Here is a 14,367-nt window from a genome sequence, read left to right as displayed (position 1 = left end):
TAGCCGGAATCTGTTACGGTCTATTGCGTTTCATGGCGTTGAGGTAGCTGCGGCAGACGACTTGATTGCGGATCGCTATGACTGGATACTCGGCAAGACTCTCGGGGATGCTGGTAGCACTCGCCGTGGCTGTGGCGACCGCCGGTGTCGCCGCGGCGGAGCCGCCGGATCCCGCCGGTCCGTCCACGCAGATTCGCCTCACCACCTGCCCGGCCTTGTACGCCTTGGGAATTCAGGGCACCGGTGAGTCGTCGCCGGACGCGGCGCCCACCACCGACACCGGCATGCTCTCCACCGTGTTCCGTCCGATGATGGCGAAAGCCCCGGACACCGGGCTCGTCGATCGGGCCTATGTACCCTACGAATCCGGCTTCGGCGGCGCGACAGCCGGTGGCGCGGCACCCTATTCGGAATCCGTGGCCGACGGCCTCGCACGTCTGCGCGGCATGGCCGCTACCGTCGCCGATGCCTGCCCGAACAGCCGCTTCGCGGTGGTCGGCTATTCCCAAGGCGCGCACGTCGCCTCGATGTTCGCCCAAGAGATCGGACAGGGGCGCGGTGTGCTGCCCGCCGAAAAGATCGCCGCGGTCGCGCTGTTCGGCGACCCGACCCGCAATCCCGGTGCGCCGCTGTTTCCCGGTGCGCCCGGCAAGGCGACGCCCGACCCGGCGCCGGGGACCTCGGGCGACCGGCTGGTGTCCATCGCCGCACTGCCGCAAACGCCTGCCACCGGCGGCGGCATCGGCCCGGAACGAGACAAGGCCGCGAACTTCGGAGCGCTCACCGGCCGGGTGGCGAGTTTCTGCGCGGCGGGCGATCTCGCCTGTGACGCCCCCGACGGCGCGCCCATCCTGAAGGCGGTCGCCAACGTGGCGGGCCAGTCCAAGCTCAGCGGCGGCGACCCGATCGCCTCGCTGGTGTCGATCGCGCAGGCGTTGGCGTTCACCTCCATCAAGACCGCGACCGAAGTGGTGAAGGGGGACATCCAAGGCAATTCGCTGGCCACCCTGTCGATCTCGCCGCGGAAGTCGATCTCGCAGCGCCTGGCCGACGCCTCCGACCCGCGCACGCCGCTGGATCTGCCCGCCGCGCTGCAGGCGCTGCTGAAAGTCGGCATGATCGGCTTGAACTCCGTGATCGCGGTGGTCCGCACGGTCCTCGCCCCGGCGAACATCACCGAGCTGGCCACCGCTGGACTGGCGAACCCGCCCGCCGCCCTGCTGTCGCTGGGCGCCAAGCTGCTCGGCGCCGTTCCCCAGCTGATCCCGCCGACCACCGGCGTCCGTCTGATCACCCAGGCGTTCGACGCGGTGGTGCAGAACATCACCGACAACAGCGAGCTGCTCAACACGACCACCTGGGTGCGCTACTGGGACACCGTGCAGCGCCACACCGCCTACAACAGCGCCACCGTCTCGGCGAACGGTGCCGTTCCCACCCGGTTCGTCGCGGACTGGTTCGCCGCGATCGCGCGCGACCTCGCCGACGCCTTCGGCGGCGAGGCCGAGCCGAGGGCGGTGCCGCAGCGGCAGCCGACCGGATTCTTCGGGGACGGCTCCGGCGCGTCTCCCACGCCGAGTTCGTCCGGTACGGGACAATTTCCGTTCGGGACAGGAGCCGATGGCGCCTCATCCAGCGGCGTGACATCGATTCCGCCCACCGACCGAACCGGCACACCCAGCACCTACCCGTTCTCCACGAACTGATCGCCGAGAGGGTCCGACGATGCGACACTGCGTGCCCTGCTCTGCGGGAATGGGGGAATGTTGAAGTCGTACAAACAGCTTTCCCGCTGGTACGGCGCTCTGGAGCCGGAGGAAGGCGCGCCGGAGGCGGGCGAGCGGGACGAGGCGAACACCATCGCTCCCGCGGACGACGACGCGCCCTCGCGCTACCCGGACCACATCCGCGACGACGCCGAGCCGTGGCAGCGCAGGCCCGATGAGATCCCGTCGGACCTGCCCGCGCAGCGCAGCGAATTCACCGGCGGGTGGTCGGATTGGGTGGTGACCGGCCGGGCGCCCGGCCCCGACGACGACTACGTCCCGCCGCGCCGGACCGGTCCGGCGCCGTTCCCGTGGGCAGGCGACGACGAACACGAGCCGGTCGAGCGGCCGCGCCCCACGGTGTCGCGCGCGCTGCGGCAAGCCGCCCGTGACCATCCGGCCGTCCGCAGGGCCCGGCTGGTGCTCATCGGGATCGCGGCGGTGGTGATCATCGCCGTCGCCGCGGTGGGCGTGCTGCTCCTGCTGCGCTCCGCCGCCGATCGCGCCGCGCTGCCGAGAGACACGCATATGTCCGAGTCGGTGCAGCTCACCGTCGGGGGCGCGCACGCGGCAGGCGATCCGCGCGCAGTGAGCGCGGGCGCCTGCCCGACCGAGCGCAGTGACGCGATCGTGCGCAGCGCGGAGGCGGGCGGCGCGGGCTCCGGCCCCGATGCGGTGCTGTCGTTCCAGTACGCCTACTACGTCGAGCGCTCGGGGGAACGCGCCCGCGCGGCCGTGGCCCCGGACGCCGACGTCCAGCCCGCCTGGGTCATCCAGCGGGGGATCGACTCCGTCCCGATCGGCACGACGCACTGCGTACGGATCGTGACGGTCGCGGACAACCGGTATTCGGTGGAGGTCACCGAATACCGGCCCGGCGGCGCGCCCGCCACCTACAGCAGGCAGACGGTCACCACCGCGGTGATCGACGGCCGCACCCTGATCACGGGTATCACGGCCGGATAAAGGAGAGCAGAAGCGATGGGAGAGGACTGGAGCCGCTGGCTCGACGAGGCGCCCGGGGAGGGCGCCACGTCGAGCCGGCCGGTGCGTTCCAAGGCTCCGGTGGTGCGGTTACGGCGCGGCAAGGGCGACGGTTCGGAAGCGGATCGTCCGGCGCCGCGGCCGATCCTGGTGGTCGGCGGGTGCGGTGGTGCGGGTACCACCACGACGGCACTGGGTCTGGCGGGTGAGCTGGGCACGGGGGGAACGCCGACAGTCGCGGTGGACGCCACGTCGGCGGGCAGCGATCTGGCGCTGCGCGGCGCGGACGAGCACCTGCACCCGATCAGTTTGCAGTCCTGGTTGTACGGACGCGGCGACGACGAGCCCGCGCCGTTGAAGGAGTGCCTGTCACGGGCGACCTCCGGCATCGGCCTGCTGTGGCGCGACGCGGCGCCGCTGCGCAGGCGTGCGACCTATCTCACGGTCGCCCGTGCCGTGCGCGACGCCGGATACACCGCCGTCTACGACGGGGGACATCCGATTGCCGCCCGGCAACTGCTGCCCTTGCTCGATGACGCGGATGTCGCTCTGGTACTTGCCATTCCGGCTCGCACCGACGCGGCCAACCGGCTGCGCGTGGCTCTGGAATGGCTCGACGACCAGTTCGGTGAGGCCGAGGAAGGACATGGCGGCGGCATCGTCGGCGACACCACCATCGTCGTCTCGCACCAGTATCCCGGTGACGACTCCCGGGTAGCGGATCATTTGCGCGAGCACCTGTCCGGGTGGGTCCGCGATATCAGGGAGATTCCCTACGATCCGCATCTGGCCCGCGGTGAACTCGTGCGGCACGCCTCGCTGGCCGCCGAGACGCGCCGGGCGTATGGGCGCCTGCTGGCCGGGGTGGCATCATGACCGCCGCCATGATTTTTCCGCGTCAGCCCGACCCAGCGCCCGCCGGTGTGATCGCTCCGCCGGAGTCCCGCCGTGCCGCCATCTGGGACCGCCCCGTGCCGGGCGTCGGCCGTGCGCCGCTGGTCTGGCTGCTGGGTGTGCACGGCGGGGCCGGAGCCAGTACCCTCGCGCATGTGCTTGCGCCCGCGGCGGATTCGGGCCGCCGCTGGCCCGGCGTCTTCGACCGCGAAAGTCCGTTCGTCGTCCTGGTCGCCAGGGAGACCATCGCCGGTCTGTCCCGCGCGCACGACCTTCTGCGCCAACATCTTTCGGGTTTCGCCGGTCCCTGCGACGTGCTCGGCCTGATCACCGTCGCCGCCAGGCCGGGACGGATGGCGCCCGAGATCCGGCGCTACCGCGACGTGGTCGGCTCCCTGGCCGGACAGGTATGGCAGGTGCCGTGGTACGAGGAGTGGACGCTGGTCGAACCGGAGCAGCTGCCGGTGTGGTCGCCCGGCGACCCGGTGCCGCCGAGGAAACGCAAGCTCGATCTGCTGGAGGAAGTCCCGCTCGATGTCCGGGAGCTCGGCGCCGACATCGTGGCGGCCGCTCGGACGGCACTGGAGGAGGCCAGCTACGACCGCGGGTCACCGGATCTGCGCAAGCCGCCCGATGAGTGAACGTCCGCATCGCATCGGCGACCACCACCCACTATTCGAGAAAGGCACCCGATGAGCACGCTCCTCCTCGCCGTGCAGGACACGTACGGCACCGTACTCGCGCAAGTCGGTAATCCGACGCCCGAGGCGCCGCCCGGCTCGGAGAAGATCCTGCAGTTGGTGCGGTATCTCACGTGGTTCGTCCTGCTGTCGGGGATCTGCGGCATCGTCTACGCGGGCGGCAAGTTCGCCTGGGAGAAGTGGACCGGCGGTGGTCTGGAGTCGCCGAAGATGGTGGCGGGCGCGATGATCGGCGGCGTGGTCGCCACCAGCGCGGGCACCATCATGAACGCGGTCATCGGGACCTGATGCCGACCATGGGTACCGTACACATGCTCGCGGCCGGGACGCTGGCCTACAAGCAGATGCCCGCCGACGTGCTCGCACCGCTGATGCAGCTGCTGAACTGGCTGCTGTGGTTCGTCCTGCTGGTGTGCCTGGCCTGGATGATCGTCTCCGCGGGGAAACTGTGGCTGGTCTTTCGCAGCGACCTGGCCATGAACGATGCCTCGCACGGCGTTCTGATGAGCCTGCTTGGTGCTGTGGTGGCGAGCACGGCGTCGGGGATCGCCCTGGCGTTCCTGCCCGCGTGAGCCGCCGGAGCGGGACGGGGACGACGCGGGAATGACTTCGACAGTTTTGCGGCCGGCGGACTCCGCGGCGTGGCGGCGTGACATCCGCCGCCCCGCGGCCGGAGTCGTCGGCGCCGCGCTGCTGTTCGCGGCGGTCGGCTGCGGCGGCGACGCGGACTCGGTGGGGCCGGATCTCTCGGCCGCTCCCACCGATGTGCGATGGCAGCCGTTCCAAGGGGTGCCGCTGCCGCACACCGGCCAAGGGCCGAGGTCGACGGCCGACGGCGCGGCGACCGGTTTCGAGCACTCGCCGCGCGGCGCGGCCATCGCCGCGCTGACCCATTCGGTGCGCTTGGCGGTGGCCGCGGATACGCAGTGGGCGAAAGTCGCCGCGGCGGAGGTGGTTCCGGGTCCGGCCAAGGACGAGTGGGCGATCAACCGGGTGCAGCTCTCGATCACCGGCCCGGCCGGAGCGGAGTTCGCGCCTCGTCTGCTCGGCTACAAGATCACCGGCTACACCGAGTCGCGCTCCACCGTCGACGTGTACACCGAGTACTCCGACAGATCGAAGGCGGTGCATCACACCGCCGTGGAGTGGTTCGGCGAGGACTGGAGGTTACGGCTGCCGGACCCGGATTCGACCGACCGGCCGATCGACTCGATCGACGCATTACCTACCGACATCGTGAAAGTGGAGGCACCGACGTGAGCGACAGGGAGTCGTACACGCGCGACCGTGTCTCCTTCGGGATCGTCGCCTCCGCCGCCGTGCTCGCGCTCATCGTGGTGGTCGGCATCTTCGTCTTCGTCAGCCGCGACGACGAGCCGGTCGACGGCACACCCGCCGTCACCGAAGGCTCCGGCGGCACCGGCTTCGCGAGCCCCGAGCTGGACATCCTCGGCAGGCGCGTGGACATCCCGAACAATCCTGCGGGACAACCCCTTCCGCAGGACCCGTCCCGGCAGCGCAAGCCCTCCGATCCGGACTGGCTGACCGCCGCGCCGGAGGGCACCGCCGAACCGCACGGCTGGCAGCGGGTGTACGGCGCGTCCGTCCCGTTCTCCACCTCCGACGGGCCGACGCGGATCGAGGACGACTTGGCCGTCGGATACTCGCACACCCCGCAGGGTGCGGTGCTGGCCGCGGCGCAGATCACCTACCGGCTCAACGCCCGTCCCGCCGACCGCGACCTGTATGTGCGCCAGGTCCGTGTCTCCGCCCAGCAGATCGCCGCCTACGACAAGGCGCTGGCCGATGACCGGCTGCCGCGGCAGCAGCCGGAAAAGGTGACCCGCTACTTCGTCGCCTCGGACGCGTTCAAAGTCGACGACTACGCCGACGATCTGGCCATCGTCCGGCTGGCCACCAGGGGGCCGGTGATCGACGGAAAACAGTTGTGGGCCGCGACGCGCCTGGCCATGGTGTGGGACGCGGGCGACTGGCGCCTGAAGCCGACGACCACGAACAACGCCCAGACCGAGTACATCGAGTCGTTGCAGGGGTGGACGAGATGGTGAGCCGGAGGAGGTCTTCTGATCGCATGCCGCCCGCTGTGCTGGGCGCGGGTGCGGTACTGGCCGTTGCGGTCGCCTCGGTCGTCACCGTGTTCGCCGTCCGGGACCACGACGCGGCACCCGATCAGGTGGCGCAGACGACGACGGCGGCGACCGATCTCGCCGGGGGCCCGGCTTCGGGACCCTCGTTCGCCGGATCGGGAAAGGACTCGTTCGGCCATCGGTTCGACATCCCGAAAGATCCTGCCGGACAAGCCCTTACCCAGTCGGGCGCGCCGCGGACGCCGACCGATCCGGAGTGGCTGACCGGCGCGCCGGGCGGCACGAACCAGCCGGGCGGATGGCAACAGGTGTACGGCGGCCCGGTCGTTCCGTTCTCCACGACCGACGGGCCGGCGCGCATCGACAACGGCGTTCCCTTCGGATTCGCCAAGACCCCGCAGGGCGCCGCCTTGGCCGCCGAGCAGATCTACTGGCGGACCGTGGCCCGGCCCACCGACCACACGCTGTGGCAGCAGGTGGTGATCCTCACGCCCGAGGAACTCGCCGACCGGGAGCGCAAGATCGCCGAGGGCAAAGTGCCCGACGTCCTGCCGGAGAGCGTCAAACCGCTGCTGTACGCGTCCGACGCGTTCCGAATCGAAAGCTATGGTGACGATTTCGCTGTTGTTCGTGTCGCCCGCAAGACCCGTGAGTTCCTGCACGGCGGGCGAAGTTGGGTGGCCATGAGACTCAACGTGGTATGGCGTGACGGTGGCTGGAGACTGAAGTCGTCCGCGGGCGACGCACAGCCGCTCGAAACGATCGGCTCGATCGATGGGTGGACACAATGGTGAGGCGGCTAGTCACAATCCTCGCGGTCATCTTCACGGTGATGATCGCGACTCCGACCGTGGCCTACGGCCAGACGTACGGCTTCGACGACACGTGTAACGAGATCCACGACAGCCTCGACGGCCTCGGACTGCCCGGCTTCACCCTCGGTGATGCCGCGTCGGCCGCGTGCAAGGCGGGTAACGCCGCCTCGCATCCCGGCCAGGCGGCGACGGCGGTGAAGGACAAGGCCTGGGATTCGACCTTCGGCAAGGTGGTCGATTCGCTGATGAACGGTCTCGGCGAGGCCATCATCCTGGCGCTGACCTTCTGGATGAAGGTGCCCAACGAGGCGGCCAGCGATTCCGGGTCGCTGTTCACCAAGATCAACGACTACACCTATCAAGCGCAGATCCTGTTGTTGATCGCGTCGGTGATCCTGTCCGGGGCGCGACTGGCCGAAGCCAGACGCGGGGCCGCGATGAACGAGGCGGCCGAATCGTTCCGGATGTTCACCCGCGTCGTGTTCAGCTCCTGGATGCTCGGCGCGGTGATCGTCGCGGGCACGCAGGCGTCGGACCGCTTCGCGGAGTGGATCATCGACGACTCGACCAACGGCAATGCCAAGGACCTGGCCGAGCTGATGGTGAAAACCAGTAAGCTGCAGGCTTTCTCGCCCGGCCTGGTGCTGATCATCGCGATCGTCGGCCTGCTCGGCGCGCTCGCGCAGATCGTGCTCGCCATCGTCCGGCAAGGATTGCTGGTGATCGCGGCCGGTGTGCTGCCGCTGGCGGCCGCGGCCTCCGGCATGAACATCGGCAAGCAGTCCTATCAGAAGCTCATCGGCTGGATCATCGCCTTCATGCTGTGGAAGCCGGTGGCGGCGATCGTCTACATGATCGCGTTCACCACGGCGGGCCACGTCGACTCGCTCACCCCGACCAGCGGTTTGCCCGACGGTGAACAGGCCCAGCGCATGCTGGTCGCGATCGTGCTGCTGTGCAGCGTGGCGTTCGTGCTGCCCGCGCTGATGCGACTGGCCACTCCGGCCGTCGCGATCGTCGGCAGCGGCGGTTCGGGTTTCACCGCGGCGGGCGGCACCTTGGTCGGTGTGGCTGCGCTCGGCGCCATGGGCACCAAGGCCGTCGGCGTCAGGGACGCGGCGGCGCCGGGCCGGGCCGGCTATGTGAGCGGCAGCGGCACCGGCCCGCGTCCGGGCGGCGCGGGCGGACCGCGTGGTGGCGGCGGCGCGCCACGGCCGACGCCGCCGCGTGGTGGCGGCGGTCCGCAGGGCGGCGCGGCCCCGCGCGCCTCCGGACCTGCGGGCGCGGCCGGGGTAGCGTCCGGAGCGGCCAGGACGGCAGGCCGGATCGGCGCGGCGCGCGCCGCGAGCGGCGGGCTCAGCCGGGCCGACCAAGCCATGGGTGACGTCGCGGGCGATCGCTGGACGAACCGTTCACCCGACCTCGGGAGGAGCACCATTCCGCGATGACAATCAGCGACACCTACGAGCGGCGCTCGTACGGACTCTGGCAGAAGCCGCGCAGCGCGGGCCTTTTCGGCTTGCGCTGGGAGGAAACCGTGCTCGGCTTCGCGGTCGTGATCACGGCGCTGATCACCGCGATGGTCGGCGGCTTCCAGTGGGGTGTGATCGTCGGCGGCGCGGGTGTCGTCGTGATGGTCCCGCTGGTGTGGCGGACCGGAGGTCGTTCGGGCTACGAGACGGGATTGATGATGTTCAACTGGATGCGCTCGCGCAGTCGTGGCGAGCACGTGTACCGCGGTGGCCGCTTCTCCCGGATCCCGGGCGGCGTCACCCGCTTGCCGGGCCTGCTCGCACCCTCCAAGTTGTACGAGGGCATCGACGCGGGCGGCTACAGCTTCGGCATGATCCACCTGCCCCAGTTCGCCCAGTACACCGTGGTGCTGCGCGCGTGGCCGCAGGGTCACGAGGCGGTGGATCAGCCCGTGATCGACCGGTGGGTGTCGGCGTGGGGAACCTTCCTCGCCTCGGTCGGCCAGACCAGCGACATCGTCGCCGTGGTTCCGGTGATCGACACCGTGCCGGAGACCGGAAACCGTTTGCTCACCGAGGTTTCCACGATCACCAGGCCGGAGGCGCCGGAGCTGGCCCAGCAGGTGATGTACGAGCTGGCCACCGAGTTGCCGCAGGAGCGGGTGCAATTGCTGCCGCGGGTGGCGATCACGTTCAAGGCCACCACCGCCGAGCGGCGCAAGAACCCGGCCGAAGAGGCCGTGGAGATCGGCCGTCGCCTGCCCGGCATCTGCGCCGCGCTGGCGGAAGCCGGTGTGCGCGCCCAGCCGATGTCGGCGGACGAGGTGATCTCGTTCATCCGCCGCAGTTACGATCCCGCCTCCCAGGCCGACCTCGAGGTGGCCGCGGGCGAACCGGAGGGGCACGGCCTGGACTGGGCGGACGCGGGCCCGGTGTCCCACGACGAGAAGTGGGATCACCTGGTGCACGACGGTGGCCGGTCGGTCACCTGGGAGATGGACGCCGCGCCCGAGGGCGCGGTCGACGAGCGGGTGCTGCAGCGGCTGCTCGCACCGAATCCCGAAGTGCCGCGCAAACGTATCGCGATCGTGTACCGTCCGCATTCAGCCGCCGACGCCGCCGAGATCGTCGACGACGATTTCAAGAACGCGTTGGTGGCCCAACAGAGCGAACGCGGAGTCGTGTCCGCGGCGGCGACGCTGCGGGTCGGCGCGACTCAGCAGGCCCGCGAAGAGCAGGCCAGGGGTCACGGTGTGACCCGCTTCGGGGCGCTGGTGACCATCACCGAGCCCTTGCGCGGTGACCTGCCGCGTATCGAAGCCATCACGCGCGACCTGTCGACCCAGGCGCGCCTGAAGATTCGGCGGTGCTACCGCTACCAGGCGGCGGCCTTCGCGGCCTCGCTCGGTTGCGGGGTGATCCTGCCGGAACACGCGACAATTCCGAAGGCACTGGCGGGGTGAGCGATTCATGGCACGGGACTACGAGCCACCCGTACGAGAACGGGACGAGGACGCACGCCGCAGGCGACTCGAGCAATCCGGACGGGACGAGTGGGGACAGCGGCCGGAGCGGCGGCGCCCCGCACGGGACTCGGCGCGGGTGAACGGCGAGGACCGGTTCGGCGTCGACACGGCCGACCGGCGCGCGGGCGAACGGCGCGCGCGACCGGGCGCGGGCCGCAGCGACGGCGCGCGCGCCGAACGCGGCCACGCCGAACGTTCTCGCGCCGAGCGGACCTCGCGCACGTCCCGTGACGCGGCCGCCGAGCGCGGCGCCGCGCGTCCAGATCGCAACGGCGCGAGGAACGGCCGCATGGCACGGCCTGCGAAGGTCGACTACACCGCCGACCGCGCCATGGGCAGCCCGTACACGGACAAGGCGGCCCGCCGCGCGAAGGCGAAAGCCGATCGGCGCAAGCAGTCCGGGCCGCCGCTGCTCGACGACGCCACCCGTGCCAAGCTGGAGATGATCGCCCGCGAGGGCAACGGCCTGCGGGCGGCGTGGGCGCAGTTCCGGGTCCGCACCGACGACATCCGCCGCCGCAATTACGCGGCCCGCGCGGAGCAGACGATCGAGGACGGATTCGACCGCAGCACGGCGCAACTCACCGACCGCGGCTACGCGGGCCCTGGCGGCGGCCGGATGAACGTGGTCGGCCGCCCGGTCGAGTACCGCGCCACCACGGCCCAGGTCGCCGGTCTGTGGCCGTGGTCGGTCGGCGCGGGCGCGCCGCTGATCGGCACGCCGCTCGGGTCGCATCTGCACACCGGCGCTCCGGTCTGCTTCGACCCGATGAACTGGTTCATGCGCGGCAGTTTCATCACCGCGCCCAGCCTGTTCGTGCTCGGCCTCAACGGTTTCGGCAAATCCTCGCTGGTCCGCCGGATCGTGCTCGGCGGCATCGCGCAGGGGATCACGCCGTTGATCCTCGCCGACGTCAAGCCGGACTACCGGAAGATGGTCGAGCTCGTCGGCGGCCAGGTGATCGATCTGGGTTACGGGCACGGCAAGCTCAACCCGCTCGCTGCCGGCGTGCTCGGCGCGGTCGTCCCGCGGCTGGAGGAGTTCCCCGCGCTGCAACTGCAGGTGTTGCAGGACCTGCGGGCCAGGCAGGTGACGTTGATCGCCGGCCTCGTCGAGCTTGTTCGCGGCGACCGGGTCCGCGACTACGAGGAGACGCTGATCTCCACCGCGCTGCGCATCCTGTACCGGCCGGGCAGCGGGTACACGCCGGACCAGCCGCCGATCATGGAGAACCTGCTCGAGGTGATCGTCGGCGGCGGCGAGGAATTGATGCTGGACGCGGGCGCCGACGACGTCGCGGAGTATCAGGAGGCGATCAAGGGTCTGCGCCGCTCGCTGCGCGCGCTCACCCAGGGACCGTTCGGCGCGGTCTTCAACGGGCAGACCACCGTGCCGATCGACACCAGCGCGGTCGCGGTGTGCATGGACGTCTCGCACATCCCGACCGGCGACAAGAAGCTCAAGGCCGCGGTCATGCTCGCCTGCTGGGCCGACGGGTTCGCCTCGGTGGAGGCCGCGCACGTGCTCGCCGACGCGAAACTCGGTCCGCAGCGCTATTTCCAGGTGGTGATGGACGAGCTGTGGCAGGTGCTCGGCCTCGGTGACTTCATGGTCGACCGCGTCGACGAGCTCACCCGATTGCAGCGCGGCATCGCCACCGCGCTGATCATGATCAGCCACACCATCAAGGACCTGCAGGCGCTCGGATCGGAAGCCGCCATCGCGAAGGCGCTCGGTTTCCTCGAGCGGGCGCGCGCCAAGATCTTCGGCGCGCTCCCGGCCGAGGAGATCAAACGGCTCGACAGCACGGTTCCGTTCACATCGGCCGAGGAGGAGATGGTGACCGGATGGTCCGCGCCGCAAGCGCTGACCGGTGAGGCGCTCAAACCGGGACAGCAGCGGCCGTCCCCGCCGGGTACCGGCAAGTTCCTGCTGAAGATCGGCGAGGATCGCCGTCCGGGCATCCCGTTCCACATGGAATTCACGCTGTCGGAGAAGGAAAGCGGGATCCACGACACCAACCAGCGGTTCAGCGAGTTCACCGAATCGATCTCGCGGGGGACGGACTCACCGGGGAGCGCAGCATGATGCCCCACCGGTCCTACCGACGCGTGTCGCCGGAGGTGCGCCAAGCGGCGGTCGAGCAGGTCATCGCGCTGACCGGCAAACTGCGCAGCGAGTCGGAGGCCTGCCGGGTGGTCGCCGAACAGATCGGTGTGCACACGAACTCGGTGCGCAATTGGGTGCGCGCGGCCGAAGGCCCCAGCCTGGAGCGGATGGACGCGACCGCGCTGCGGCGCAAAGTCGCACTGCTGCAACAGCAACTTGCGGCCGCCGCCGAGATGAACCGCACGCTGGCCGACACGCTCAACGAGACTCGGCGCCGCACGTGAACCCCGCACGCGCGCGGCAGGATGCCGGAGTGCGGCGGTGAGCGGCAAAACGGCGTTGTGGACGGCGCTCGGCGCGGTGCTCGGCCTGATGACCATCGTGCTGGTCATCGTCATGCCCGCCGTGGACGACGCCTGCGAGGGCGGCTCCGTGCTCGGCTCGCAGTCGGCGCTTGCGCCCCTGGGCGGTTACCCGCCGGGCGATCGGCGCGCCGCCGCGACCACCGGTCCCGGCGCGAGCCGGACCAATCCGGCCGCTACCGCCACGCCATCGCTCGCCGCGGGAGCGGGCCCGCTGCGCCGCACGCTGCCGATGGCCACCGGAACCTTCACCGTGTCGGACACCTTCGGCTCGCGGGGTGGCGCGCACAAGGGCGTCGACCTGGCCGCGCCGGACGGCACGCCCATCTTCTCGGTCTCCGACGGCCGTGTCGTGGCCGCCGGTCCGGCGTCCGGATTCGGCAACTGGATCGTGGTCGACTCGGTGGACACCAACGGCAGGTCGTACTCGGCGGTGTACGGCCACATGTGGGACTCCGGCGTCCTGGTCCGGGCGGGCGACACGGTGACCGCTGGGCAGCACATCGGCGCGGTCGGGTCGGCGGGTGAGTCCAGCGGCCCGCACCTGCATTTCGAGATCGTCCCCGGCGGCCGGTTCACCGGCGGACGGCAGATCGACCCGCTGCCATGGCTGGACGGTGCGCCGACCCCGGATGTCGGCGGTGCGCGCGCCTTTTCCAGCGATCCCCGCTGCAGCCTCGGCTTCGGCACCGCCGGTGGCGCGCTCGCCCCGGGCAAGGTGCCGCAGGAGCTGGAGATCTGGTATCGCCGCGCTGGTTCCCTCTGCCCGCAGATCACGCCCTCGCTGCTGGCCGCGCAGGGCAGGCAGGAGTCCGGTTTCCGCCGCGGCGCGACGTCGCCGGCCGGTGCGCAGGGCTTGGCCCAGTTCCTGCCCACCACCGCCGTGAGCATCAACCCCGACGACGGTCAGCCCTATGTGATCGACGCCGACGGCAACGGCGTCGCCAGCGTGTGGGACGACGGGGACGCGATCATCGGTCAAGGGCGCTACATGTGCGCGATCGCGCACCAGATCCAGCGGTGGCAGGCCGAGGGCAGGGTGCAGGGCGATGTCGTCGCGCTGACGCTGGCGGCGTACAACGCGGGCGAGGGCGCGGTGCTGGCCTCCGGCGGTATGCCGAACCAGCTCGCCGCTCACTACGCCGAGACGCAGCCGTACGTGCGCAACATCCTGACGATGGAAGCGCAGTACCGGGCGCCGGGTTCACTCGGCCGGTTCACCCCCGGGCAGGGTTCGCCCGGCGACCAGATCGTCCAAGCGGCGCACGAGTGGCTCGGCACGCCCTACGTCTGGGGCGGCGGCGGGCCGCAAGGACCGAGCGGCGGGGGACTGGACGGGCCGGGTCTGACCGCGGCGGCCGTGTTCGCGGCGTCTTCCGGCACGGTGACGTTGCCGCGCACGGCCGAACAGCAGTGGGAGGCGGGCGCGGAAGTGCCGATCAGCAAGGCGCAGCCGGGGGATCTGGTGTTCAGCTCCTTCGGTCCGCGCGGACCCGCACAGGTCGGCGTCTACGCGGGCAACGGGCGGATGATCCAGTCGGTGCCCGGCGCGGACGTCCGCTCTGGCGGTGGCGTTTCGGAAGTCGCGGTGCCGGGAGACGGACGGGCGAGGAGGGTGCTGTGAGCGTT

Annotated in this window: 14 protein-coding genes; all 14 read left to right on the top strand. The window is 70.6% G+C overall.

Annotated elements, in window-relative coordinates; all coding sequences use genetic code 11:
- The first annotated feature begins 107 nt into the window (after window positions 1–107).
- From ACWDMM_RS08750 to ACWDMM_RS08685, 14 genes are read left to right on the top strand one after another with little or no spacing between them, the layout of a single operon-like run.
- On the top strand, window positions 108–1,706 hold the full coding sequence (locus ACWDMM_RS08750) for a cutinase family protein (protein ID WP_195082292.1): 1,599 nt from the start codon (window positions 108–110) through the stop codon (window positions 1,704–1,706).
- A gap of 57 nt (window positions 1,707–1,763) precedes the next feature.
- Window positions 1,764–2,732, top strand: a complete 969-nt coding sequence (locus tag ACWDMM_RS08745; RefSeq protein ID WP_195082293.1) for a hypothetical protein — start codon at window positions 1,764–1,766, stop codon at window positions 2,730–2,732.
- A gap of 15 nt (window positions 2,733–2,747) precedes the next feature.
- Window positions 2,748–3,626, top strand: a complete 879-nt coding sequence (locus ACWDMM_RS08740; protein WP_195082294.1) for a MinD/ParA family ATP-binding protein — start codon at window positions 2,748–2,750, stop codon at window positions 3,624–3,626.
- Window positions 3,623–4,285 (top strand): DUF6668 family protein, encoded by a 663-nt coding sequence (locus tag ACWDMM_RS08735; protein ID WP_067811318.1) that lies wholly within the window; start codon window positions 3,623–3,625, stop codon window positions 4,283–4,285. The genes ACWDMM_RS08740 and ACWDMM_RS08735 overlap by 4 nt, the downstream gene beginning before the upstream one ends.
- A gap of 51 nt (window positions 4,286–4,336) precedes the next feature.
- Window positions 4,337–4,633 (top strand): hypothetical protein, encoded by a 297-nt coding sequence (locus ACWDMM_RS08730; protein ID WP_039799032.1) that lies wholly within the window; start codon window positions 4,337–4,339, stop codon window positions 4,631–4,633.
- A gap of 8 nt (window positions 4,634–4,641) precedes the next feature.
- Complete coding sequence (locus tag ACWDMM_RS08725; RefSeq protein WP_228826988.1) at window positions 4,642–4,917, top strand: hypothetical protein; 276 nt, start codon at window positions 4,642–4,644, stop codon at window positions 4,915–4,917.
- A gap of 31 nt (window positions 4,918–4,948) precedes the next feature.
- Window positions 4,949–5,605 (top strand): hypothetical protein, encoded by a 657-nt coding sequence (locus tag ACWDMM_RS08720; RefSeq protein ID WP_323124420.1) that lies wholly within the window; start codon window positions 4,949–4,951, stop codon window positions 5,603–5,605.
- A complete protein-coding gene (locus ACWDMM_RS08715) occupies window positions 5,602–6,414 on the top strand; it encodes a hypothetical protein (RefSeq protein WP_357206725.1) in 813 nt (270 codons plus the stop codon). Before ACWDMM_RS08720 ends, ACWDMM_RS08715 begins: the two co-directional genes overlap by 4 nt.
- A gap of 23 nt (window positions 6,415–6,437) precedes the next feature.
- Complete coding sequence (locus ACWDMM_RS08710) at window positions 6,438–7,247, top strand: hypothetical protein (protein ID WP_195082297.1); 810 nt, start codon at window positions 6,438–6,440, stop codon at window positions 7,245–7,247.
- Window positions 7,241–8,716 (top strand): hypothetical protein, encoded by a 1,476-nt coding sequence (locus tag ACWDMM_RS08705; protein ID WP_195082298.1) that lies wholly within the window; start codon window positions 7,241–7,243, stop codon window positions 8,714–8,716. The genes ACWDMM_RS08710 and ACWDMM_RS08705 overlap by 7 nt, the downstream gene beginning before the upstream one ends.
- Window positions 8,713–10,203: an SCO6880 family protein gene (locus ACWDMM_RS08700; RefSeq protein WP_195082299.1), complete on the top strand. Its 1,491-nt coding sequence runs from the start codon at window positions 8,713–8,715 to the stop codon at window positions 10,201–10,203. The genes ACWDMM_RS08705 and ACWDMM_RS08700 overlap by 4 nt, the downstream gene beginning before the upstream one ends.
- A gap of 7 nt (window positions 10,204–10,210) precedes the next feature.
- Complete coding sequence (locus tag ACWDMM_RS08695; protein WP_357206723.1) at window positions 10,211–12,355, top strand: hypothetical protein; 2,145 nt, start codon at window positions 10,211–10,213, stop codon at window positions 12,353–12,355.
- The gene (locus ACWDMM_RS08690; protein ID WP_067802237.1) at window positions 12,352–12,660 is read left to right on the top strand and encodes a transposase; all 309 of its coding nucleotides are present in this window, start codon (window positions 12,352–12,354) and stop codon (window positions 12,658–12,660) included. The genes ACWDMM_RS08695 and ACWDMM_RS08690 overlap by 4 nt, the downstream gene beginning before the upstream one ends.
- 37 nt (window positions 12,661–12,697) lie before the next feature.
- Window positions 12,698–14,362, top strand: a complete 1,665-nt coding sequence (locus ACWDMM_RS08685) for a peptidoglycan DD-metalloendopeptidase family protein (RefSeq protein ID WP_357110286.1) — start codon at window positions 12,698–12,700, stop codon at window positions 14,360–14,362.
- The last annotated feature ends 5 nt before the right edge of the window (window positions 14,363–14,367 follow it).

This window comes from Nocardia sp. NPDC003726 (genome assembly GCF_053586955.1).
This window is presented reverse-complemented; position numbering and strand designations above follow the sequence as displayed.

What these genes read in the sequence shown, in the direction of transcription:
- ACWDMM_RS08750 (WP_195082292.1), top strand. Translation starts at nt 108, where the DNA reads ATGCTGGTAGCACTCGCCGTGGCTGTGGCGACCGCCGGTGTCGCCGCG.
- ACWDMM_RS08745 (WP_195082293.1), top strand. Translation starts at nt 1,764, where the DNA reads ATGTTGAAGTCGTACAAACAGCTTTCCCGCTGGTACGGCGCTCTGGAG.
- ACWDMM_RS08740 (WP_195082294.1), top strand. Translation starts at nt 2,748, where the DNA reads ATGGGAGAGGACTGGAGCCGCTGGCTCGACGAGGCGCCCGGGGAGGGC.
- ACWDMM_RS08735 (WP_067811318.1), top strand. Translation starts at nt 3,623, where the DNA reads ATGACCGCCGCCATGATTTTTCCGCGTCAGCCCGACCCAGCGCCCGCC.
- ACWDMM_RS08730 (WP_039799032.1), top strand. Translation starts at nt 4,337, where the DNA reads ATGAGCACGCTCCTCCTCGCCGTGCAGGACACGTACGGCACCGTACTC.
- ACWDMM_RS08725 (WP_228826988.1), top strand. Translation starts at nt 4,642, where the DNA reads ATGGGTACCGTACACATGCTCGCGGCCGGGACGCTGGCCTACAAGCAG.
- ACWDMM_RS08720 (WP_323124420.1), top strand. Translation starts at nt 4,949, where the DNA reads ATGACTTCGACAGTTTTGCGGCCGGCGGACTCCGCGGCGTGGCGGCGT.
- ACWDMM_RS08710 (WP_195082297.1), top strand. Translation starts at nt 6,438, where the DNA reads ATGCCGCCCGCTGTGCTGGGCGCGGGTGCGGTACTGGCCGTTGCGGTC.
- ACWDMM_RS08705 (WP_195082298.1), top strand. Translation starts at nt 7,241, where the DNA reads ATGGTGAGGCGGCTAGTCACAATCCTCGCGGTCATCTTCACGGTGATG.
- ACWDMM_RS08700 (WP_195082299.1), top strand. Translation starts at nt 8,713, where the DNA reads ATGACAATCAGCGACACCTACGAGCGGCGCTCGTACGGACTCTGGCAG.
- ACWDMM_RS08695 (WP_357206723.1), top strand. Translation starts at nt 10,211, where the DNA reads ATGGCACGGGACTACGAGCCACCCGTACGAGAACGGGACGAGGACGCA.
- ACWDMM_RS08690 (WP_067802237.1), top strand. Translation starts at nt 12,352, where the DNA reads ATGATGCCCCACCGGTCCTACCGACGCGTGTCGCCGGAGGTGCGCCAA.